Source organism: Granulicoccus phenolivorans DSM 17626 = NBRC 107789 = JCM 15570 (assembly GCF_000423085.1).
GTDB lineage: Bacteria > Actinomycetota > Actinomycetes > Propionibacteriales > Propionibacteriaceae > Granulicoccus > Granulicoccus phenolivorans.
Window position 1 is genome coordinate 1 of record NZ_AUHH01000009.1, and the last position, 21628, is coordinate 21628.

Here is a 21628-nt window from a genome sequence, read left to right on the forward strand (position 1 = left end):
GTTCGGTGGCGCGGGTGCTGCAGGGGCCGCGGCCCGAATGTGGACCTGCGAGCAGCCAGGGGGACCCGCGGACCGTCATGGAGGCTGCGGTCGGCGCCGACTCGGGTCCGCGGGTTGAGTTCGGTTGCGCGGGTTGTGTTCGGTGGCGCGGGTTGAGCTCGGTCGCGCGGGCTATGTTCAGCGGCGCGGGTTGAGTTCGGTGGCGCGGGTGCTGCAGGGGCCGCGGCCCGAATGTGGACCTGCGAGCAGCCAGGGGGACCCGCGGACCGTCATGGAGGCTGCGGTCGGCGCCGACTCGGGTCCGCGGGTTGAGTTCGGTTGCGCGGGTTGTGTTCGGTGGCGCGGGTTGAGCTCGGTCGCGCGGGCTATGTTCAGCGGCGCGGGTTGAGTTCGGTGGCGCGGGTGCTGCAGGGGCCGCGGCCCGAATGTGGACCTGCGAGCAGCCAGGAGGATGGAGGCTGCGGTCGGCGCCGACTCGGGTCCGCGGGTTGTGATCGGTGGCGCGGGGTGAGTTCCGTGGCGCGGGTGCTGCAGGGGCCGCGGGCCGGATGTGGACCTGCGAGCGGCCAGGAGCGCCCGCGGACCCGTCGGGAAACCTGCGAGCAGCCAGGAGGACCCGCGCAGCCTCGGATCAGCCCACCAGGCGGGGCAGGATCAGGGTCAGGTGCCGGTCGATCAGGTCGGCGCATTGGGCCGCGGCGGCCGGGCCGCGACGGTAGGGGTCGGGAATGTCACCGAGCGGGTCCGCCCGGGGCCGCATCCGATGCACCCGGTCGATCAGGTCCGGGCCGGTGGCGTCCTCGACCCGTACCGCTGCCCCGGTGAACTGATCCAGGGTGAAGGTACGCCGGGCCAGCTCCGGCCAGTCCTCGATGATCCACCGGCGGTGCCGGGCGCTGGCGGTGAGGATCAGATCCGGCTGGCGGGCCAGCACCGGATCGAGTTGCCGGGAGATGAACCCGTCGGGATCACCGCCGCGCCGGGTCACCTGCTCGGCCATCTCGGGATACATCGGATCCCCGACCATGGCGTCGGTGCCGGCGCTGCTGACGGTCAGCTCGGGGGCCAACTGGGCGGCGCGGCGTTCGGCGTACGGGGACCGGCAGATGTTTCCGGTGCACACGAACATCAGATGCATCAGGTCACCTCCAGCAGGCCGGTGCGGACGAGGTCATCGAGGAAGTGTGTCACATCTGCCGCGATCGCGTCGGGAGCCAGCCCCACCGCGCCGGCAACCTCGGCGGTCACCTCATCGGCGGTGGCGCCGTCGACGAAACAGTCCCAGATCACCCCGGCCGAACCCACCAGACGCATCGCCGGTCCATCGGGGAGCCGGGCCACGAAGCGGTCCCCGTCGTGCTCGACATCGGCGTACGCCCGGCGGCGCAGGCGGCGTGCTGCCTCAGTCATGGCGGTGCCTCAGTTCCCGCCAGGCCCGCCGATACCGCTCCTGCCAGGCGTACGCCCGGTCGCGGCGGCTGAGCCGGTGCCCGGCGGCCATCTGCAGATGCTCGAAATTCGGGACCAGCGCCCGCACCAGGATCCCCGCCTTGCCGAGCAGGTGGGGGTGCGCCTCGACCCGCCCGCGCAGTTCGTCCCAGCGGGTGCTGCTCGGGTCGGCGAAGGTACGCCACAGCCGGTACGCCCGGTGCTCGCGGAACTGCTCCAGATCCCCCAGGGCACTGGCCAGCGCGATTTCGGCGTCCAGCCGCTCGGCCAGCTGCCGGATCCGGGCCCGCTCGGCACTGTCGGCCTGCTCCCAGGCGATCCCGACATCCCGGGACCCGCCGGAGCGGGCGGCATGCACCAGCAGGATCAGCCGCTGCGCGGTCTGTCCGGGAACCGCGCAGGCATATCCGCCCAGGTCGACCGGATGCCGGTCGGCCCACAGCACCTCGAAGGTGTCCGGGGCCTCCAGACCGGGGAACGAGCGATGCACGTCGACGTAGCCGAAGACCTCGCTCCAGTAGGTCGCGGCGTGCTCGAAGGCCGAGCCGGTCGCGAAACGGGTCCGCAGGCTCCACTCGGTGCCGGCCAGGGCACGAATGAAACGTCGCAAATGGGCCGGCCGGACCAGCACATCGGCGTCCGAACTCGGGGGCCGTTGGGCGGCCAGTTCCGGATCCAGGGCCGGCCCCTTGATGTGCAATAAGTCGGCGCCGGATTCGTCGGCCAGGAACTGCATGGCGGCATGGGTCATCCGGACCCGCACCGGCAGGGGCAACGACAGCTCAGGCACAGGGCTGATGCTAGCTGTCAGTGCCAGTTCCGGGACATTTCCTGTTTAGAATGCAGCGACCCTGAAAAGACCGAGCGGGAGCTGGCGTGACCATACTCGATTTCGTACGGATGACCCGAGCACATTTGATGCTCCTTGTGGTCGCCGTACTGCTGGGCCTTGCGGGCGGATTTGTCTGGACGCAAATGCAGCCGACCCTTTATCAGAGCTCCGCGACCGGCCTGATCACCTCCGGCTCGGCCGCCTCGATGGGGGAGGCCTTCTCCAACCAGACCCTCGGGGTGCAGCGCGCGCAGACCTATGTGCCCCTGGTCACCAGCGGCATCGTGGCCGACCGGGTGGCCGAGGAACTCGGCATCCCCGAGGGTGGGGCCGCGGTACGCGACAGCGCGACGGCGGCGGTGGTCGACGGGTCGCCGATGCTCCGGATCACCGCGACCGCTTCCCAGCCGGGCCGGGCCCGGGACCTCGCCGACGCCTTCGTCCGGGCCACCGCCGAGGAGGCCGCCAAGCTGGAGACCGGCGGGAATCCCGACCGGGAACCGGTGATCAAGCTGGTCCCGCTGGAGGACGCGACCCTGCCGACGTCTCCGGTCTCGCCGAACCTGTGGGTGAACCTGGGCATCGGTGCGTTGGTCGGCCTGGTCGTGGGGTACCTGATCGCCTTCCTGCGCAAGAGTGTCGACAACCGGATCCGGCACGTCTCCGATATCGAGGAACTGATCGGTTCCCGCGCCCTCGGCGTGATCCCGAAGGCCTCCGAGATCGGCAAACAGCGCCAGCGCGGCACCACCGACCTCGGCGTCGCCTCCGAGGCGATGCGCCAACTGCGGACCAACCTGCGCTATGTCGACGTGGACAATCCGCCCCAGTCGATCGTGGTGACCAGCTCCCACGCCGGCGAGGGCAAATCGACCATCGCCTCCAACCTGGCCCGGGTGATGGCCGCCGCGGGCCAGCCGGTGATCCTGATCGACTGCGACCTGCGTCGCCCGATGCAGGCCCGGATCTTCAATCTCGACGGCGATGTCGGGCTGACCCAAGTGCTGGCCGGGGAGGTCGCGATCGAGGACGCCCTGGTCGCCACCGAGCGCCGGCTGCTGCAGGTGCTGCCGGCCGGTCGGATTCCGCCGAACCCGAGCGAGCTGCTCGGCTCGAAGCGGATGGCTGCGCTGATCAAGGCGCTGTCCCGGGACAATCTGGTGATCCTGGACGCCCCGCCCATCCTGCCGGTGACCGATGCCGGACTGCTCACCGCCGCCTCGGACGGGGCGCTGCTGGTGATTCGGGTCGGGCGTACGTTCAAGGAGCACGTCAAGATGGCGAACAAGGTGCTCGAGCAGGTGAACGGCCGGTTGCTCGGGACCGTACTCAACGTTGTGCCGCAGCGTCAGCTCGGATCGGTCATGTACGGGTACGGCTACCGGACCTACAAGAACGACTACTACTACCGCAACCGCAAGCATGCGATGACCGAAGAGGTCCCGATGCTGATGGTGGAGGACACCGCGGAGTTCGAGGATTCGGTGCTGCGCTCCACCCAGCCGATGCCGATGCGCGATGACACGACGTCGGTGCTCGGTCCGGCCCGGGCCATCAGCACCGAACAGTTCACCGAGCCCGAGATCACCCGGACCCAGCCGGCCGTCCCGGCCGGGGTGGGCGTGGAGGTGGCGAGTCAGCCGGAGAACCCGCCGCGGGCCCGGGCGCCCAAGGCCTCCCAGTACAGCCGCAACGGTGACGACTCCCGCGGTGGCGGGGACAAGGAACGCCCGCGCCGGGCGCTGTGACCACTCCGCCGGCGGACACTGCGCGGCGCCCCACCCAAGGGGCCACGGCGACCGGGCCGACCCGGGACCAGTCGCTGGATCTGGCCCGGGGCTGGGCGATGCTCCTGGTCGTCTTCGGCCATGTCCTGCGCGGTGTGTTCACCGCCGGGCTGGTGCCAGCGGAGCTGGCCGGCGGGCTGCGGGCGGTCGATCGGGTGGTCTATCTGACCCACCTGCCGGTGTTCGCCTGGGTGTCCGGGCTGCTGATGACCCGCCCGGTGCGGCAGCGGGGCGCTCGGGCGTACCTGCTGCCCCGACTCGCGGATTTCGCGTACCTCTATCTGCTGTGGACCTTGCTGCAGGGCGGGCTGGAGGTGGCCACGTCATCGGTGAAGAACAATCCGGTCACCTGGCTGGACGTGGTCAATATCTTCGTGCCGATCGGGCATCTGTGGTTCCTGCCGACGCTCGCCCTGGGGACCGTGCTCGGGGTTTCGGCGCTGTCGGGCCGGCCCCGGCTGGTGGCCGGGGTCAGCATCGTGGTCGGGCTGGCCGCCTGGGGACATGAGGACCAGATCATGTTCGCCGGCGGGGCGCTGCTGCCGTTCTTCGTCCTCGGCGCGCTGTGCGGGTACGAGCGCTGGGCCCGGGTGGCCGGTCGGCTCCTGGATCGTCCGGCCGTGGCCGTCGCGGTGCTCGTGGCCGCGGCCGGGTTGATCGTGGTGCTCAGTCCGTGGGCGTTGCCCCCGACCAGTACCGGTCCGGCGTACGGGCCCACGTCGGTGCTTCTCGGCGTGCTCTGTTCGGTTCTGGCTGTGCTGGTGGTGCTGCTGCTGGCCGGAGCGATCGCCCGACGGTGGCAGCTCGACTGGTTCGCCCGGCTGGGCCGCGACTCACTCCCGATCTATCTGGCTCATATCGCTTTTGCCGCCGGGGTCCGGGTCGTGCTGCTCCGGCTGGGCGTCACCGATGTGTGGCTGCACCTGGTCGCCGGAACGGCGGCCGGGATCGGCGGCCCCCTGCTGCTGACCACCCTGCTCGGGAAGCCGTTGTGGTGGCTGTTCCGCCGGCCCCGCTGGGGGAGTGCTCAGTAGGCGCCGCGACCGATGATGACCGCATGCAGGGTCCGGCCGAGGATGCTCAGGTCCTGCAGCATTGACCAGTTGTCCACGTAGTACAGGTCGAGACGGACGGTGTCCTCCCAGGACAGGTCGCTGCGACCAGAGACCTGCCACAGCCCGGTCAGGCCGGGACGCACCTGCAGCCGACGCCGCATGTCCTCGTCGTAGCGGGCCACCTGGTCCGGGAGCGCCGGACGCGGCCCGATCAGGCTCATCTCGCCGCGCAGGACGTTGAACAGCTGCGGCAACTCATCCAGCGAATACCGGCGGAGGAACCGGCCGACCCGGGTGATCCGGGGATCGCCGCTCATCTTGAACAGAACTCCGGACCCCTCGTTGTGCTGCTGGAGCTCGCGGACCCGAAGATGGGCATCCGGGACCATGGACCGGAATTTGAAACAGGAGAACAGCTTGCCCTCGCGGCCCACACGGATCTGCCGGTACAGCACCGGGCCGCCGTCGCCGAGCTTGACCGCGATCGCCACGGCAACCAGCACCCACCATCCCAGCAGCAGGCCGAGCAGCACCACGGTCAGATCGAAGGCTCGCTTGAACCCCCGGTTGGCCGCAACCGATCCGGGCCGCTCCACGTGCATCAGGGGCAGACCGGCAACCGGTTGGATCCGGACCCGGTCGGCGGAGATGTCGCTCAGCCCGGGGACCAGGATCACGTCGACGTTCTTGTCCTCCAACTCCCAGACCAGGCGACGGAAGTCGGCCGATTCGGTGAAGGCTCCCTCGGTGAACAGGACCGAGTCGCAGCGCACTGCCTCGATCCCGGCGACGATGTCGTCGAGGGTCCCCGAGACCGGGACGGCCGCGTTGGTCGGTTCGGTCCGCGCCGGCAGGATCTGGGCCCGGACCTGGTAGCCGAGCCAGGACTCTCGATCCAGCACCTTGATCAGGTCGGCAACCCGCTGCGGCTGCCCGACCACGACCACCTGGTTCGCGAAAAAACCGCGCTCCCGCAGGCGATGGATCACCCGGCGGATCACCACTCGACCGACCAGCAGCAGCGGGATCCCGATCAGGAAGAGCAGCGCGAAGTAGCCGCGGGACAGCGGCACCTGGAAGAGGTACGCCCAGACGCTGAGCAGACTCGCGGTGAGCAGGCCGGCCTGGAGCACGATGGTGTACTCCTTGGTCCCGGTTCCGCGGGTGTCGGCGCGATAGGCGCCGCGCAACAGTGAGATGAGCACCCACGTCAGCGTGACCGGAACCACCAGTTGCTCGGCCAGTTCCACCACGTTGGTGGCATTGCTCGGCCAGCGCACGCCGGTGCGCCCGTAGACGGCGGCCAGATTGGCCAGCGCGATCAGCAGCCCGTCGATGGTGAGCAGGGCCAGTGACTCCAGCCTGCCGCGGTGGTGCCGCGTGAGTCGTGGACTACCTCTGCGTGCTTGGGTGTTGCTCATGGTCCCCCTCCAGGAGCGCTGTCACCTGCCCGACGAAATGAGTTCGGTCGAACATGGTGGCGTGCTGTCTGATCCGCTCCGGTGACCAGTGAGTCCCCCGACTCACCTGAATGCCTCTCAGTACGGAATCAGCTGTTGCCTCGTCGCACAATACACCAGTGCATCCGTCAATGATGGTGTCGAGAAAGCCTCCCGCACGCAACGCGATGGTGGGCCGGCCGAAGGAGGCCGCCTCCAGCGGCGTGAGTCCGTAGTCCTCGAAGCTCATCGCGATCAGCGCCTCGGCGTGCGCGTACAGCCAGCGCAGCTGCGCGTCATCGACCCGGCCGGCGAGCGTGACGTTGTCCGGCAGGTCCCGACGTAGGGTCCCTTCGTACGGGCCGGTGCCGACCACCACCAGACGCTCGGCCGGCATGGCCCGGAACGCGTCGATCACCACTTGGACGTTCTTGTACGGCAGCAGCCGGGACACCACCAGGAAGTAGCCGGGCTCGATCCCGGCGAACGGCTCCTGGGGGCCACTCGGATCGATGCTGTGCGGCGCGGGGACCACGGTCGCGCGGCGGTGATAGAACCGCTCGATCCGGTCGCGGACCACGGTGGAGTTGGCCAGGTAGGTATCGACCCGGCTCGCCGCGCGCTGGTCCCAGCGGCGCAGTCCCGGACGCAGGGCTGCCAACAGCCACCCCTTCGGGGAGCGGTGGAGCGGACCACCGAGGTATTCCTCGCTGAGATACAGGAAGCGGGCCGGGGAGTGGCAGTACGCGATCCGCCGGCCCCGGGTGGGAAACCCGTGGGACCACGCCGAGGTGGAGGCGATCACCACCTGCGCGTCGATCCGGTGGGTCGCGGCGGCCAGGCCCAGCAGCGGGAGGGCGGCGCGGTAGTTGCGTCGCAGCGCACCGAACCGGTTCAGCCAGCTGGGGCGGACGTCGATCGCGGCGAACTCCGGAAAGGTGTCGGCGGGTTCGTACAGCGTGGTGTAGAGGGGGGCACCCGGGAAGGCCTCGGCCAGGGTCAGCGCGACCCGCTCGGCCCCGCCCCGCTGAGTGAGATAGTCGTGCGCGATGGCGATCGGCGCCGGCAGTACCCGGGGCAGCAGTTCGGCGAAGCGGGCCCGACCCGCCTCGGGGGAGTAGTGCTGTTCCCACCGGGTCCGGCCCTGCGGGGTCGGGCCCGACGCTGCGGCTGCGGTGATGGCCCGGGCCAGCGCGACCGGGTCGCCGGCCGGAACCACCCACGGATGGTCGGGGCCGGCCACCTCGGGCAGCGCCCCGGCATCGCTGATCACCACCGGCACGCCGTGGCCGAGCGCTTCGGCGACGACCAGGCCGAAGGACTCCTCGGCGCGGGACGGGACGACCAGGACGTCCACCTCGGCGAAGAAGTCCGCCGGATTCACCCAACCGAGCCGGTCCACCGGGTCGAGGTCGGCCAACTCCGCCTCGACGGTACGCCGTTGCTCCGGGTCGGTGAATCTGCTCTCGCCGCCGAGTCGGGCCAGCCACCGTCCGGGCTGGTCGCGTTGCAACTGGCGCACCGCCCGGGCGTACTCGACGATGCCCTTCTCCACCGCCAGGCGGCCCAGGAAGCCGACCCGCACCGGGCCCGGGGGCTGCTGCCGCACCGTGGGGGCCGGGATCGGCTCGGTCCAGTTCGCCAGCACGTCCGCGCCGGGAAACCGGTCCGCCAGGAACTGGGACGGCACCACGGTCGCCCGGGCCCCGAGCCGGGCCAGCCGGGCGGCGGGCAGCTGTCGGGGGCTGGGCATTCGGTGCAGATGCACGATCCGGTCGCGGTGTCCGGCGGTGGCCAGAGCCGGGACGAGTCCGTTGCACCACAGCACCCCGCGACGCTCGGTGGCGTCCCAGCGACGCAGTCCGCGCAGGTATTGGGGCCGGGTTCGGGCGGTGATCTCGACGGTCGCGAACCCGCGGTCGAGCGCCTGCTCGACGACCTCGCGGGGGTGACTGGGGCCGACGATGGTGACTTGATGGCCGAGCTCGCGCGCCGCCTCGGCGAGCTCGAACAGCATCACCTCGCCGCCGCCGATGTCGCCGTTGTTTGTTGCGAAGGTCAGGTTTGTGGCGAATGTCAGGTTGGTGGCGAAGGTCTGGCTCGTGGCGGAGGGGAGGCTCACAGCTTTTCCCAGCGATTGCGGTAGTGCGCCGGGATCAGGTCGGGCTCCTCGCGTTGCAGGATCAGATGCCGCATCGCGAACCCGAGCACCACCGCGGCCTGCAGGGTGAGAAGGGCCTCGCCGATGTTCGTCGCACAGGTCAGCAGCACGATGATGGCGACCTCGAGCCAGGGGGAGCGCTGCTTGCCCAGCCACAGCAGCCGCCAGAACAGGATTACCAACAGCGCCATCAGACAGACCAGGGCGATCCAGCCGCCCTCGGCGCGCAGCGCGAGATAGCTGGAGTGGAAGAACAGGCGGACGTTCTCGCTGAGTTGGACCTTGGCGGTGCCCGGGCCGGTGCCGTACACCGGGGACTGCGCGACGATGATCTGCTCCTGGATCAGGATCCGGTCGCGCAGCAGATCGCTGCCGGTGCGTTCGGCCCAGGGTCCGATCCGGATCCAGGTGTCGGGCAGGTTTGCGATGCCGTAGATCAGCCCGCCCAGCACCCCGGTACCCAGAATCGGATGGATTCGGTGCCCCAGAATCAGCCAGGCATAGCCCAGCCCGAGGGCCAGCAGTGAGGTGCGGGAGAAGGTGGCGACCACTGCCACCACCACGATGATCTGCAGGATCACCCGCCAGCGGCCCGGGGGAATCTGGGACAGCGCCACCGCGCCCAGGGTGGTGAAGATCAACCCGGCGGCATTGGGGTCCATGATGAAGCCCACGAGCCGGTTCGGGTAGGGGGCGGTGGTGATGAACACCAGTCCCCACACCAGGTTGATCGCCAGCCCGGCGAACAGGCCCCAGGCAGCCGACTTGAGGTGGACGCGGCCCGAGGCGATGAACATCGCGGTCAGGGCGTACAACACCAGGTGCAGCACCCGGCGCGTCCCGTCCACGTGGTTGAGGAAGCCCGAGACGGCGATGACGCCGACCAGGCCCACCAGTAACACCGGGAAGAACAGGGGGACCTTGCGGTCCGGACGTCGGGTGAGCGCCAGCAGTGCCAACAGACCGAAGGCGATCTCGTTCAGCGGCGCGACGACCAGGGCGACCCCGTCGAACACCAGCAGCGCGAACAGGATGAAGTCCAGGCGCCGGATCTGGTTGGCCTTCTCGGTCTCCTCGCCGAGGTCCCACGCCAGGGGTGCTTTGGCCATCTCAGTGTGCTCCTGCGTAGCTGATGGGACCGACCGGTCGGTGCAGTACGCGGTCATAGACACCGGCAATGTCGGCGCCCATCTCGGCGACGGTGGGCCACTCGGTCAGGACGGGACGGGCGGACAGGTCCTGTCCCTGGGTCCGGATCGCGGCGGCAACCGCGCCCGGATCGCCCGGGTCGACCGGACACCGGTCGGGCACGATCTCGGGATTCCCACCGACCGGGGAAGCAACCACCCCGACCCCGCGCACCGCGGCATCGAGCAGGGAGTACGAGCAGTTCTCCCAGACCGACAGCTGCACCAGCACATCGGTTCGGGCGAGCAGCTCGGCGGCGTCGACGTGTCCGGGCCACGCCACCTGCAGTCCGAGCTCGGCCGCCAGCGCCTTCAGTTCACCCGCCAGCGGGCCGGTGCCGGCGATGGTCAGGGTCGCGCCCGGTTCGTCGGCCAGCTGGGCGTACGCGCGCAGCAACTGGTCGATCCGCTTCTCCGGCGCCAGCCGGGCGATCGAGGCGACGCGCAGCCCGGGCTGTGGGGTGGCGGGCACCGGGTCGATTCCGTTGCGGATCAGCGTGATCGGTGTCCGCGGATGCCACTTGGCCTGCATCGCCTGCCGGGTTGCGGCCGAGACCGCGATCAGTGCGGCGAACCGGGCGGTGCGGGCCTGATGGGCCCGGGCCATCACCGTGGCCCGAGTGCGGGAGCCGTGATAGACGAGGTCGTCGGCGGCGATCCCGTGTTCGGTGCTGACCCGGACGCCGGGCGTACGCACCAGGGCGGTGACCACGTCGGCGTACGCCAGATGCGAATGCACCACGGCGGGGGCCAACGCGTCGACGGCATGCTGCAGACTCGCCCGGGACGCCCGCAGGCCGTGCTCGGGACCGAACTCGGCCTCGATCGTCGGTACCCCGAGTTCCTGAAGCTGCCCCAGCAGGGGGCCGGCCGGCGCCAGGACCGCGAGCCGATACCCGGGAATCCCGACGCGCGCCACGTCCAGCGCGTGCCGCGCGACCCCGCCCAGGGCACTGGTCGGCAGTACCCACAACGTCCATGGCTGCGCCATGCGTACCCCCCGGCAGGTCTGTGCGACAGTAATCCTGATCGGGACATTATCCCGAGCGCATTCGGCTCAGGAAATCAGCCGCAACAGGAACCGAAAAGGGGTGGCGGAACAGTCGTGCCGAAGCAACCGAAAGTATCCATCATTGTTCCGACCTTTCGCGGGGAACATCGGCTGCCGGCCCTGCTCGACGCGTTGGCTGGTCAGGAGTTCGACGGCGATTTCGAGGTCATCGTGGTGCTGGATGGGCCCTCGGAGGCGGTCGAGCGTGTCCTGGCCGGGTATGCCGATCGGCTGCCGGTACGCCGGCTGGTGCAGGATCCGCAGCGCGGGGTGGCCGCCGCCCTGAATCGGGGGTACGCCGCGGCCGCCGGGCGGGTGCTGATCCGCTGCGACGACGACCTCACCCCCGGGCCCGGCTGGCTGGCCGGGCATCTCGCCCAGCACACCGGGGACACCCCGGTCGGGGTGATCTCGGTCACCCGCGACGTGTTCGATCCGGTCAACCGCTATGTCGAGGTGTACGCCCGCCCGGCGAACCAGCAGTCCCGGGCCCGGGCGTACGCACTGGCCCCGGAGGAGCGCTGGACGCTGTGGGCGGCCTGCGCCTCGATCGACCGGGCGGCCTGGGCGGCGGCCGGCGGATTCGACGAGAGCTTCGGCTACGGGGAGGACTCCGAACTGGGCTACCGGCTGCACCGGGCCGGGGTCACCATGCTGGTCGACCCGGCCCTGGAGGTGGCTCACCGCGGACCGATCCACGAGGTGGCCCGGCGGGTGCCGCGGGCGTACCTGGCCGGGGAGTCCCGCCGCCGGTTCGCCGAACGCCACCCCGAGGCCGCCCGGCTGCCGCAGCGCCCGCGGACTCCCTGGGAGGTCCTGGTCGCGGTCACCGCCCGGGTGCTGTCGACCGAGGCGGCCTGCGCCCGGGCCGGGCGTGCCCTGGACCCGGTGATTCGGCGGGTGCCGGCCCCGGTGGCGCGCAAGCTGATCGCCCTGGCCGTCGAGGCGGCCGGCCGGGCGGGCGCCCGGGCCGGTGCGGTCAGCACTGGCTGGACCACGCAGAAGCTGCGGGAGATCGCCGCGGAGCAGACCCGATGACGGTCGGGGACACCGTTGCCGCCGGGATGACGCGGCTGGGCGGCTGGCTGGAGCGCCTGCCGTTCGCGGTGTTCTGCGTCCTGGTGCTGGGGATCGGCGCGGTGCGGATCGGCCCGTCCGGGGTCGGGCCGGCCTTCCTGGTGCCGATCCGGACCGCCGGGGCCGCGTTCCCCGAACCGACCGGATCGTTCAGCTCGTCGCTCGGCTCGGTCCTGGTGGCGAAGCTGGTCGCCGACCGGCCCGATGCCCTGTGGTGGGCCCTGGGCGGGCTGGCCTGGGTAGTGGTGCTCGGCGCGCTGGTGGGACAGACCCGGGCCGCCGGCGCCTGGCGCCGGGCTGCGGTGCTGCTGATCGCCGCGTCCCCGGCGCTGGCCACCTCGCTGTCGATGCTCGGCCACTATGACCTGTGGCTGCTCGCCGGGTCGGCGCTGCTGGTGCTGGGGCGACGGCTGTGGCCGCTGGGCATCGTGCTGGCGGTGCTCGGGAATCCGGAGCAGTGCCTGGTGGCCGCGGTGGCGCTGATCGGGGTCGGGCTGGCGCTGCGGGCGCGGGAGCTGTGGCTGCGCGGCCTGATCTGGGGCGGGGTCGCCCTGGCGGCCTGGGCCGGGCTGCAGGTCTGGCTCAGTGGCGCCGCGACCGGCGACGGGTCCCGCCTGGGGTGGCTGTCGGATCCGGCCAAGATGCTGCTGGGGGTCCGGCTGTTCCTGGGGGTGTGGCCGCTGGCGGCGTACGCCTTCCTGGGGATCTTCTGGCTGGTCCTGGTCGTGCTGATCGCCCAGCTGGCGCGGGCCGAGCGCCGGGCCTGGTGGGCGTTGGCGGCGGTGGTGCTGCTCCCGGCGGGCGCGAGCCTGCTCACCCTGGACGGCACCCGGGTCTTCGTCACCTGCTCGCTGGCCGCCCTGCTGGGCATTCTGCGGGTATGGTACGCCCGGCTCGGTCGCCACCAGGCAGCGGATCCGCGGCTGCTCGGGGTCCTCGGCGTCCTGCTGGTGCTGCTGCCGGCCGTGGTGATCCTGCCCGAGGCCGGCGGCTACTACTTGCGGCTGCCGTGGGACACCGTGCTGCAGCAGCTCGGCTGGGCCGGGCTCTAGGCCGTCTGGGCCCGGAGCAGGTCGGTCACGGCGGTGGCGGGCTCGGTCCCGGACGCGGTGACCGGGGACGGGGTCGGCGCGGCACCACCCCAGCGGGCCATCGCGTACCGTTCCCAGAACTCCGGCAACCAGGCCGGTGGCTCCGGGAAATGCACCCAGGCCTCACTGCCGCGGGCGGCGGCTTCGAGGACGCCGGTGGAGAACGCGGCCACGACCGGCCCGCCGACCTCGGCCAACGGCGCGGGGGCGGAATCGATCCGCAGCCCCTGCCGCTGCCACCGCGCGTGCTGCCAGCGCGACAGCCGGTCGCGTTCCGACTGGTGCGGCCGATAGGTCGCGTCGAACTCCCGGCAGAACTCGACCGACACCCGGGCCATCGCCCGCCGATCGATCTCGGTGCCGTGCAATTGGCCCAGCCACACCGGCCGCGCCGACGGCTCCGGAGTCGGTTGCTGGGCGGCCTGCCACAACAACTGCGACCCCACGACCGCGGTGCTGACGTCGTCGCGGCCCGCGGTCCAGTACGCCGCATCCGCCGCGGTCCAGGCCAGCAGGCGTGACTCGGCCGGCAGCGGGGGAGCCCACGGCGTGAGCAGTCCGTGCTGCACCACCCAGAATTCCGCGCCGGACCGCCGGGACCAGGCGTACGCCTCCGCGCCGAGCGGCAGGTAGTGCCCGATGGCCAGGATTCGTTCGGGGGCTACGTCAGCCAGGCCGAGGTCGCCGGCCCGAAACCCGGGGACCGCCACGCCGGTGGGAGCCAGCACCGCTGCCGAGTCCAACGACGCCAGGGGCTGGAGGACGGCCAGCCGCCCGGTGATGGAATCCGACTCGAGGATCGCCAACGTCCGCGGGTCGCTGCCCCGCACCCAGACCACGCCGGGAGCCGGTGGCCGAGGGCGCACCCGATCCTTCACCGCCCGGACCGCCCGTAGCGGGCGCCGCTGTTCGTGCCAGCGTCGCCAGCCCGCGAGGTCCTGCGGGAACATCACCCCCACTGCTGCTCCCACTGGGCCATGCGATGGTCGAAGGTGTGCTCGGCCAGCGTGCGCCGGCGGCCCTGTTCCCGGATCCCGTCGGCCCACTTGGGGTCGCTGATCAGCCGGCGCGACAGGTCCACGAGTTCCTCGTCGCTGGTGAACACCAGGCATTCGATGCCGGGTTCGTAGTGGAGCTCGATATCGGGACGGTCCACCAGATGCACCCCGCCGACTCCGGGTGCCTCGAAGGTGCGCATGGTGAATCCGTCCTGGTCCCCGTGGATGTTGATGGTGCCCTGGGAGCCGGCCATCACCGCGTACGCCTCGGCTCGGGAGATTTCGGGAGAGGCCGGGATGTCCGGTCGGGGGCGGTTCCGGGTCCGGAGCCGGTCGAGCGGGGCGTGGGACCAGTCCCGCCCGTAGGCCCGGACCGGGATACCGGCCGCATCGAGGGCGAGCAGGGCCTGCTCCCGGCGGGGATACTTGGCGCCCACGAACGTGATCTCCGGTGATGGCTTCGGAGTGAACTCGCACCGGGTGTCGAAGGCGTCCGGCAGATGCATCGCCTCGAAGCCCTGCTCGGTCAGGGTCGTGACGTCCAGCGGTGAGTAGGACGCGATCGGCCCGACCAGTTCCAACCGCTGCGGGGTCCACTCCATCCGGCGCAGTTCGTCATAGATCCACAGGGCGCGCGGAATCCCGCGCTCGTCCAGCGTCTCCCAGAAGGCCTGGCCGATGTGGTCACCCCGAACCACCAGGACCAGGTCGGGATTCGACTGCAGGGCGTCCAGCGCCGCCTTCGTGGAGGGGTCCTGGCCGATCCGCAATCCCTCCCGGCGCAGCTTGTTGTGGACCCGACGCACGGGATTGGCGAGGCGGTCGTACTGCAACGTGGTGACCCGGTGGCCACGCGCCCGGAGGGCGTCGGCAATCGCGCGGTGGTAGCCGTGGAAAGCGGGACTGATCAGCAGGATCCGCCGTGCGGTCATCGCCGGCCCCAGATGAGATCGAGTTCGGAGCGCAGCGTTGCGACCGGCGCCACGTCGACGCCCCGCAGCCGCCGGGTGGTATTCCAGCCGAGGTTGGCCACGCTCGCCGCGGTCAGGCCGAGTTGCAGGCGCCGCCGGCCGCCCCACTTGTTCGCGTACGTCAGCCGCGAGTCGACCAGCCAGGTACGCCGCCGACCCGGGTCGCTGGAGCCACCGGACTCGTGGGTGACACTGACCGTGCCGCAGTAGATCGAGGGGATCCCGACCCCACGCAGCCGCCGCTGCAGGTCGACCTCCTCGGAGTTCATGAAGAAGCGTTCGTCGAACCCGCCGACGTCACGGAAGACCCGGGTCGGGATCAGCAGCACGGCGCCGACCAGCCAGTCCACCGGAAGGGTCGCCCCCCGGACCGCGCGGGTGTCGTGGCCCACCGCCTCGTGCAGGGGCCGCCGGTCGCGAAAACGGGCCAGCGGGGTCAGCCACTCGGTGACCTGGTGACCCGTGGTGGGGAAGTGACGCGCGGTCGGGGCGGGATGCCCGGCCGGATCGACCATGGCGGACCCCGCGACGCAGGGTTGCCAGGGAGCGGCCGCCTCGACCAGGTCGGCAACGAACCTGGGCCCGATCTCCAGATCACTGTTCAGAATGAGCAGGTATTCCCCGGTGGCCGCGGCGGCACCGCTGTTGACGTTGGCCCCGAAGCCCCCGTTGGTCTCCCGGTGGATCACGCGGATTCCGGGCGCCGGCGGGAACGGGGTGGGGGAGTGGTCATCGCTGACGATGATCTCGACGATCGGCGAATCCTGCTGGGCCAGCAGTTGCCGGACCAATTCCTGAGTGGGTGCAGGGTCGCCGAAATGCGGAATAACCACGCTGACCGATGCCACAGATCCCCCCGGTTCCGACTCGGACTGGTCGCAGTCTGGCATATCTCCGCTCGACCGAGACAATCGGAGCCGATCCTGGGACCGATCCAACACGGAGATTCCCGCGCTGGCAGGATTCGGTTGCACAGGGGGAAAGGGTCAAGGAATGTCGGTCGGGGAAATGGCGATACACGCTGCCAAGCAGATCAAGCACCGAGGATTTGTGATCAATAAGCATGCCCGGCGCTGGACGACCGCCCGGGCCTGGGAGGTGCACGATGCCGCGTTCACCGCGTGGGCGAAAGTGCGACCCTACCGCTTCGACCCGGCCCGCTACCCCGGGGAGTTCATCACCCAGGACCCGCCGGTGGCATCCTTGCCGAGCGAGCTGCCGCGGGTGCTGTGGTGCTGCTGGACCGGAGACAACCCACTCACCCCGAACCGGGAACGTGGGCTGGCCAGCCTGATCGAGCAGAATCCCGAACTCGAGGTACGCCTGGTCACCCGGGACACTCTCGCCGACTGGGTGCTGCCCGAAGCGCCGCTGCACCCCGCGTACGAGAATCTCTCGCTGGTGCACCGCTCGGACTACCTGCGCTGCTATCTGCTGCACCACTACGGCGGAGGCTACTGCGACATCAAACCGATCGACCGCGGTTGGCTGCCCAGCTTCGAACTCTTGGCAGCAGAGCCGACGAAGTGGGCCCTGGGCTTTCGTGAACTGTCGTCCCGGATGGCGGCGATCCTCCCCGGCCCGGTCGGGCGGGACATCGCCCGCTACCACTCGATTCTGATCGGAACCAGTGCCGTCATCCTGCGCAGCCGGACTCCGCTGACCACCGAATGGTTCGCCGAACTGAACCGGCGGCTGGACGCCTTCGCGCCCCGCCTGGCCGAACATCCCGGCGATGCGCGCGGCGACAACCCGGGCTATCCGATCCGCTGGACCGGGATCCTGGGTGACATCTTCCAACCCCTCGGCCTCAAGTACGCCGACCGGCTGATCATCGACGAGCGGATCCGGCCCCGCTTCACCGACTACCAGTAGCGGTTCAGCGCGGGTCGGCGACCGCATCGCGGTCGCCCTCGACCTCGTCGATGACCTCCTGGAAGGACGCCGGCACCGGCGCCTCACCCTCCAGGCGTCCCAGCTCGACCAGGTGATTGAACTCCGCGCTCTGCTCCCGAACCTCGTCGAAGGTGCCGTACGCCTCGACCCGGCCCTCCTTGAGGAAGGCGACCCGGTCACAGTGACGCACCGTGGAGAGCCGGTGGGCGACCACGACGACGGTGATCCGGCCGCTGAGCGCCTGCACGGTCTCGGTGACCCGGCGCTCGGTCTCGTTGTCCAGCGCCGAGGTGGCCTCGTCCAGGACGAGCAGCTTCGGGTCCCGGTACAGGGCTCGGGCGATGCCGATCCGCTGTCGCTGACCGCCGGAGAGTCGGGAGCCGCGTTCGCCGAAGTCGGTATCGACGCCCTCGGGCTGGTCGGCGACGAAGCTCTCCAACTGGGCGCCGCGGATCGCCTCGGCCAGCCGGTCGGGGTCGATCTGCGCGCGCGGGGTGTCGAAGGAGATGTTCTCCGCCAGCGAGACGTCGAACAGGTAGACCTCCTGCGGCACCATCGCCACATTGCGCTGCCAGCCGGCCATGTCGCCGGCGATGTCGACGCCGTCCACGCGCACCCGCCCGGAGGTCGGGTCGTGCAGTCCGAGGAGTATGTCGACCAGGGTCGATTTCCCCGCACCGGAGCCGCCGACGATCGCCAGTGAATTCCCCGCCGGGACGGTCAGGTCGATCCCGCGCAGCACCTCGGCGGTGCCGTCGTCGTACCGGAACCGGACGTGCTCGAAACGCACCTGGTCGGTGAACGGCAGCGGCGTCGCGTCCGGGTCGGGGGAGGTCGGGTACTGCTCGGCGTTGGCCAGCTCGGAGACGACCAGGTCCCAGGCCTCCTGACCGGATCGGATCATCGTCAGCGACCCCATGAACCGGGAGATGGAGGGCAGGATCCGCAGCCCGGCGGTGGCGAACAGCGCCAGGGTGGTGATCGCCTGCTGGCTCGGGGTACCGGCGAAGATGGCTGCGGTCATCACGCCGATGCCGAGGACGAACATCACCTCGAGGATGTGCTTGGGCAACTCGGTCAGAAAGGAGGCGATCCGGCCGGCGCTGGCGGAGTCCCAGCGGGCCTTCCGGTAGCGGGCCAGGAACCATTCCTGGGAATGCCGGATCTTGATCTCCTTGATCCCGCCGAGCGCGTGGAACGCGGCCATGTAGACCTCGCGGGAGGACTCCAATACCTGCTGACCGGCCCGGTGGGCCCGCGGTCGGATGTAGAGCTGCAGCAACAGCGAGGCGACCGCGAAGTAGACGACCGCGACCAGCGCGGGCCCCGGTGCGGCAATCAGCAGGACCACCAGCAGCGCAAGGATCGAGATCAGGTCGGCGGTGGCGCTGATGGTGGCCTGGACGGTCTGTGAATAGGCCTGCCCCACGGCGTCATTCATCGTGCGGATCAGGTCGGAGGTGCCCCGCCGGGTGTGCAACTGGTACGGAGCCCGCAGGTAATAGCGAAACAGCCGGGTCGAGGTGGCGACCTGCTGGCGGGCCATCACGCCGCTGGACCACCAGCGGATGACGATCGTGAGCAGTGCTTTGATCGCGAAGGCCAGCACCACGATCGCGGCGATGTAGATCGCCAGCCGGTCCTGCGGCGGGTTTCCGAACCAGCCCCGCAACAGGTCCAGCAGCCCGCCGGCCTGGATGCCGGTGAGCAGCTCCATCAGCGGCAGTACCGCGGCAACACCGGCAACTTCGGCGAACGCGATCAGCACCGATCCGACCAGCACCAGCAGGAACCGGATCTTGGTCGAGCGATCGAACATCAGGTTGACGCCGGCCGGGCGCGAGCGGCGTCCCGAATCGGCGGCGGGCTGGGCGTCGGTCACAACGGGCACCGTACCCGGAAATGGATACTGCCGCGTATTCGGCCGATGCCCCACGCGACGTTCTTCACCCAGCGACCGCGCTTGTTCTCGGTGTTCAGGCCGGGAATCCGGCTTGCCAGGATCAGCCAGTTGCGGATCTCTGCTTTCAGGCTGTTGCGTTCGATGCCGTGGTCCCGCCAGGTGGCGTACAACTTCGCATAGTTCCAGCCGTACCGGTAGAACTGGCGTCGCAGTCCCTTGTAGGACTTGCGCAGTCGGTAGTTCAGGACGGCATCGGGAGCGAAACCGATTGTCGCGCCCCGCTCCAGGGCGCGCCAGCAGAAGTCGACCTCCTCCTGGCCGCCGCGGTAGGTCTCGTCGAAGCCACCCAACTCGGCGAAGAGGTCGGCATGGATCCCCATGTTTCCGCCCATGGCGTACTCGCGATGATCGAGTGCAGTGGGCAGACCGGTGGAATCGGCATAGCCGTACCATTCGACCACCTCAGGGGTGTTGACCTTGCCGAACTGCAGCTTGCCGCTGACGATGTCGGCGGTCTGCAGCCCGTCCACCATCGCCTGGACCCAACCGGGTTCGACCTCGTCGTCGGCATCGCAGAACATCACGTAGCGACCCCGCGCCGCCAGACCGCCGGCGTTGCGCCCGGTCGAGACGCTCGCCGGGCCGCTCGCGTCGATGACGCGCAGGTTCAGCCGGTCGCCCCAGGATTCAGCGACGGTACGGGTGGCGTCGGTGGAGCCGTTGTCGGCCACCACGACCTCGAAGGGATAGTCGGTCTGCTGGACGGCCAACGCGGCGAGCTCGAGATGGAGCACATCGGCGCCATTTCGCACCGGAATAACCACGCTCGCGATCGGACTCTCGGGCATGGGGATTACAGTGCCATAAATTCCTCGGAACGCCTGATCCGAACCGGTGCAACGTGTCCCGGATCACGGTGAGTCTTCCCGGTAATCGCCGTTTTGGACACTCGCCGGTGATGGTATTGGATGGCCCCATGTGGTGGAGTGAGCGAGTGCTGGCAGCCGCGCGGGCAACCAAACATCAGGGGCTGCTCGCCACCCGTGATCTGGGTCAACTCCGCCAGGGAATTCGCGCGCGCACCGATCCGAAACTGCGCCGCGAGCGGCAGCTGGCAGTGGCTGGATTGCACCTTCCGGAGTTGCCGGAACGCTCACGGCAGGAAGGCAGTGTGTGGGCGGTCACGATGGTTCGCAACGAGGCGGACGTCATCGGGGACACTGTGCAGCACCTGCTGGATCAAGGCGTGGCGGGCATTCTGGTGGCCGACAATGGATCGGTCGACGGCACGGCACAGGTGATTCGAGGCCTGAACGATGCGCGGGTGTATCTGGTCGACGACCGGGAGCCCGCCTTCTTCCAAGCGGCCAAGCTGACCGAACTCGCGCGTAGGGCCGCCGGTGCCGGGGCGGACTGGATCGTCCCGTTCGATGGGGACGAATTCTGGTTCGGGCTCGAGGGCAGCCTGATCGACTCGTTGCGGTCCCTCGCCAGCCCGATCGCGGTCGCGCACGTCCACAACGCGTTTCCCTCGCCGGAAGGGGGTGGCTGGCGTCTGGACACCAGCCCGGCCCGGCTGCAGAAGGTGGCTTTCCGCTGGCATCGGTTGGCATACCTCCACCACGGAAATCATGCAGTGTTTCGGCCCGGGCGGCCGACCGAGCGGCTTCGGGTATTGCATACGCCGTGGCGGTCGTTCGAGCAGTTCGAGCGCAAGATCCGGTTGGGGGCTGCGGCGATGGATCTTGCTCGCGGGCGGCGTACGGACTCTGACACCGGCGGCGACCACTGGCGGGATCTGGCCCTGCTGGACGACGCAGACCTGCGCACGGCCTGGAGCGACCTGCTCAACGGGCGGGCGCCGGAGATCATGGAATGGATTCCCCGGGGAGAGCTCCGGGAGTGTCACTGGCGCCATGCCAGGCAGTGGGCCGAGATCTGGTCGCAGGTGAGCGACGAGGGTGCGACCCGGAAGTAGGGGCGCTCCTCGGATCAGCGGGGCAGGTGCTGTCGGAGGCGGTGACGCGCCAGCCGGACCCCCTCGACGGCACGGACCAGGTGTTCCCACCAGCGTGTGCCTTCCAGGGGCGTCAGGATTCGGTCCGCCTCGGCCTGCTCCTCGGCGCGCAACTTCTGGATCTCGGGAGTCTGGGTGGTCGACCCCATTTCGGTCTCGAAGCGGACCCCGAGGATCGCACCCGGAGGTCGACGCTGCGCCATGATCAACCAGTCGTCGCCGCCCCAGATTCGCATCGACTCCGGGATCGGGGAGTAATCCCGGCGGCGCAGGCACATGAACACCCCGAAGCCGAATGAGGTGGTGCTGGCGCGGGCCAGCGTCACCCGTGGCGTACCGCTGACCTCGGCGAATGCCGAACGATCCGGTCCGATGACGCCGAAGAGGCCGCGGGACAGCGCCTTTCCCACCACGTCGAAAGCTGCGGCATCGAACAGTACGTCGTCGTTCACGATCGCCAGGTATTCCCCGCGCGCTTCGCGAGCGCCGAGATTCCAGGCCGGATTGACGAAGATGTTTCGTTCCTGCTGCAGCACGCGCACCTTGGGGGAATCCCAGTGCAGCGGGTCGGGCGCATTGTTGATGACGAGCACTTCGAGAACACGAGGATGTCCCGCGCAGGTATCGACGACCTGAGGCAGGTGTTCCGAGCGCTGCAGGGTGGGAATGAGCACCGAGAACCGTCCGGTTGTCGTCTCGTCGATCCTCATTTCG

The 21628-nt window shown here is 69.8% G+C and carries 19 protein-coding genes; 6 read left to right on the plus strand and 13 right to left on the minus strand.

What is annotated here, in order from left to right; translation table 11 throughout:
- Positions 1-631: 631 nt before the first annotated feature.
- The 3 genes from G531_RS0104240 to G531_RS0104250 are packed head-to-tail and all read right to left on the minus strand — an operon-like array spanning position 632 to position 2239.
- Complete coding sequence (locus tag G531_RS0104240; RefSeq protein WP_035757395.1) at positions 632-1138, minus strand: arsenate reductase/protein-tyrosine-phosphatase family protein; 507 nt, start codon at positions 1136-1138, stop codon at positions 632-634.
- The gene (locus tag G531_RS20325) at positions 1138-1410 is read right to left on the minus strand and encodes a PqqD family protein (RefSeq protein ID WP_035757399.1); all 273 of its coding nucleotides are present in this window, start codon (positions 1408-1410) and stop codon (positions 1138-1140) included. The genes G531_RS0104240 and G531_RS20325 overlap by 1 nt, the downstream gene beginning before the upstream one ends.
- Complete coding sequence (locus G531_RS0104250) at positions 1403-2239, minus strand: nucleotidyltransferase family protein (protein ID WP_145978571.1); 837 nt, start codon at positions 2237-2239, stop codon at positions 1403-1405. Before G531_RS0104250 ends, G531_RS20325 begins: the two co-directional genes overlap by 8 nt.
- A 185-nt stretch (positions 2240-2424) precedes the next feature.
- Here G531_RS0104250 and G531_RS20330 point away from each other — a divergent pair, with 185 nt between their 5' ends.
- A complete protein-coding gene (locus G531_RS20330; RefSeq protein WP_051215024.1) occupies positions 2425-4029 on the plus strand; it encodes a tyrosine-protein kinase domain-containing protein in 1605 nt (534 codons plus the stop codon).
- The gene (locus G531_RS0104260) at positions 4026-5102 is read left to right on the plus strand and encodes an acyltransferase family protein (protein WP_026926301.1); all 1077 of its coding nucleotides are present in this window, start codon (positions 4026-4028) and stop codon (positions 5100-5102) included. Before G531_RS20330 ends, G531_RS0104260 begins: the two co-directional genes overlap by 4 nt.
- Here the strand turns inward: G531_RS0104260 and G531_RS0104265 are convergent.
- The 4 genes from G531_RS0104265 to G531_RS20340 are packed head-to-tail and all read right to left on the minus strand — an operon-like array spanning position 5096 to position 10901.
- Complete coding sequence (locus tag G531_RS0104265) at positions 5096-6544, minus strand: sugar transferase (RefSeq protein ID WP_051215025.1); 1449 nt, start codon at positions 6542-6544, stop codon at positions 5096-5098. The two genes, G531_RS0104260 and G531_RS0104265, sit on opposite strands and share 7 nt — an antisense overlap.
- Entirely contained in the window at positions 6516-8684 is a 2169-nt protein-coding gene (locus tag G531_RS25610) for a glycosyltransferase family 4 protein (RefSeq protein WP_145978573.1), read from the minus strand. The genes G531_RS0104265 and G531_RS25610 overlap by 29 nt, the downstream gene beginning before the upstream one ends.
- Positions 8681-9832: an O-antigen ligase family protein gene (locus tag G531_RS0104275; RefSeq protein ID WP_026926303.1), complete on the minus strand. Its 1152-nt coding sequence runs from the start codon at positions 9830-9832 to the stop codon at positions 8681-8683. Before G531_RS0104275 ends, G531_RS25610 begins: the two co-directional genes overlap by 4 nt.
- A gap of 1 nt (position 9833) precedes the next feature.
- Entirely contained in the window at positions 9834-10901 is a 1068-nt protein-coding gene (locus tag G531_RS20340; protein WP_051215026.1) for a glycosyltransferase family 4 protein, read from the minus strand.
- A gap of 114 nt (positions 10902-11015) precedes the next feature.
- On the opposite strand from G531_RS20340, the gene G531_RS20345 reads away from it, so the two are divergent.
- Both G531_RS20345 and G531_RS0104290 read left to right on the plus strand, forming a co-directional pair.
- Positions 11016-11999 (plus strand): glycosyltransferase family 2 protein, encoded by a 984-nt coding sequence (locus tag G531_RS20345; protein ID WP_051215027.1) that lies wholly within the window; start codon positions 11016-11018, stop codon positions 11997-11999.
- Positions 11996-13090, plus strand: coding sequence for a hypothetical protein (locus tag G531_RS0104290; RefSeq protein WP_026926304.1), 1095 nt, complete (start codon positions 11996-11998; stop codon positions 13088-13090). The genes G531_RS20345 and G531_RS0104290 overlap by 4 nt, the downstream gene beginning before the upstream one ends.
- Here the strand turns inward: G531_RS0104290 and G531_RS0104295 are convergent.
- The 3 genes from G531_RS0104295 to G531_RS0104305 are packed head-to-tail and all read right to left on the minus strand — an operon-like array spanning position 13087 to position 15931.
- Positions 13087-14100, minus strand: coding sequence for a hypothetical protein (locus tag G531_RS0104295; protein ID WP_145978575.1), 1014 nt, complete (start codon positions 14098-14100; stop codon positions 13087-13089). The genes G531_RS0104290 and G531_RS0104295 overlap by 4 nt on opposite strands.
- Positions 14079-15059: a CgeB family protein gene (locus G531_RS0104300; protein WP_026926306.1), complete on the minus strand. Its 981-nt coding sequence runs from the start codon at positions 15057-15059 to the stop codon at positions 14079-14081. Before G531_RS0104300 ends, G531_RS0104295 begins: the two co-directional genes overlap by 22 nt.
- Positions 15056-15931: a glycosyltransferase family 2 protein gene (locus G531_RS0104305; RefSeq protein WP_211221763.1), complete on the minus strand. Its 876-nt coding sequence runs from the start codon at positions 15929-15931 to the stop codon at positions 15056-15058. The genes G531_RS0104300 and G531_RS0104305 overlap by 4 nt, the downstream gene beginning before the upstream one ends.
- Positions 15932-16148: 217 nt before the next feature.
- On the opposite strand from G531_RS0104305, the gene G531_RS20350 reads away from it, so the two are divergent.
- Positions 16149-16973 carry a glycosyltransferase gene (locus tag G531_RS20350; RefSeq protein ID WP_162143137.1) on the plus strand — a complete coding sequence of 275 codons (825 nt, stop codon included), beginning with the start codon at positions 16149-16151 and terminating at the stop codon, positions 16971-16973.
- Positions 16974-16977: 4 nt separating this feature from the next.
- Here the strand turns inward: G531_RS20350 and G531_RS20355 are convergent, their stop codons facing one another.
- Together G531_RS20355 and G531_RS20360 are read right to left on the minus strand one after the other, a co-directional pair.
- Positions 16978-18876 carry an ABC transporter ATP-binding protein gene (locus G531_RS20355; RefSeq protein ID WP_051215031.1) on the minus strand — a complete coding sequence of 633 codons (1899 nt, stop codon included), beginning with the start codon at positions 18874-18876 and terminating at the stop codon, positions 16978-16980.
- Positions 18873-19745, minus strand: coding sequence for a glycosyltransferase family 2 protein (locus G531_RS20360; protein ID WP_035757407.1), 873 nt, complete (start codon positions 19743-19745; stop codon positions 18873-18875). The genes G531_RS20355 and G531_RS20360 overlap by 4 nt, the downstream gene beginning before the upstream one ends.
- Positions 19746-19891: 146 nt before the next feature.
- On the opposite strand from G531_RS20360, the gene G531_RS20365 reads away from it, so the two are divergent.
- Positions 19892-20875: a glycosyltransferase family 2 protein gene (locus G531_RS20365; RefSeq protein ID WP_162143138.1), complete on the plus strand. Its 984-nt coding sequence runs from the start codon at positions 19892-19894 to the stop codon at positions 20873-20875.
- A gap of 14 nt (positions 20876-20889) precedes the next feature.
- Here G531_RS20365 and G531_RS0104330 read toward each other — a convergent pair whose 3' ends face one another.
- Positions 20890-21624 carry a glycosyltransferase family 2 protein gene (locus G531_RS0104330; RefSeq protein ID WP_162143139.1) on the minus strand — a complete coding sequence of 245 codons (735 nt, stop codon included), beginning with the start codon at positions 21622-21624 and terminating at the stop codon, positions 20890-20892.
- Between the last annotated feature and the right edge of the window lie 4 nt (positions 21625-21628).

What these genes read in the sequence shown, in the direction of transcription:
- G531_RS20325 (WP_035757399.1), bottom strand. Translation starts at nt 1,410, where the DNA reads ATGACTGAGGCAGCACGCCGCCTGCGCCGCCGGGCGTACGCCGATGTC.
- G531_RS0104240 (WP_035757395.1), bottom strand. Translation starts at nt 1,138, where the DNA reads ATGCATCTGATGTTCGTGTGCACCGGAAACATCTGCCGGTCCCCGTAC.
- G531_RS0104275 (WP_026926303.1), bottom strand. Translation starts at nt 9,832, where the DNA reads ATGGCCAAAGCACCCCTGGCGTGGGACCTCGGCGAGGAGACCGAGAAG.
- G531_RS20330 (WP_051215024.1), top strand. Translation starts at nt 2,425, where the DNA reads ATGCAGCCGACCCTTTATCAGAGCTCCGCGACCGGCCTGATCACCTCC.
- G531_RS0104330 (WP_162143139.1), bottom strand. Translation starts at nt 21,624, where the DNA reads ATGAGGATCGACGAGACGACAACCGGACGGTTCTCGGTGCTCATTCCC.
- G531_RS20340 (WP_051215026.1), bottom strand. Translation starts at nt 10,901, where the DNA reads ATGGCGCAGCCATGGACGTTGTGGGTACTGCCGACCAGTGCCCTGGGC.
- G531_RS0104265 (WP_051215025.1), bottom strand. Translation starts at nt 6,544, where the DNA reads ATGAGCAACACCCAAGCACGCAGAGGTAGTCCACGACTCACGCGGCAC.
- G531_RS20360 (WP_035757407.1), bottom strand. Translation starts at nt 19,745, where the DNA reads ATGCCCGAGAGTCCGATCGCGAGCGTGGTTATTCCGGTGCGAAATGGC.
- G531_RS0104290 (WP_026926304.1), top strand. Translation starts at nt 11,996, where the DNA reads ATGACGGTCGGGGACACCGTTGCCGCCGGGATGACGCGGCTGGGCGGC.
- G531_RS0104300 (WP_026926306.1), bottom strand. Translation starts at nt 15,059, where the DNA reads ATGACCGCACGGCGGATCCTGCTGATCAGTCCCGCTTTCCACGGCTAC.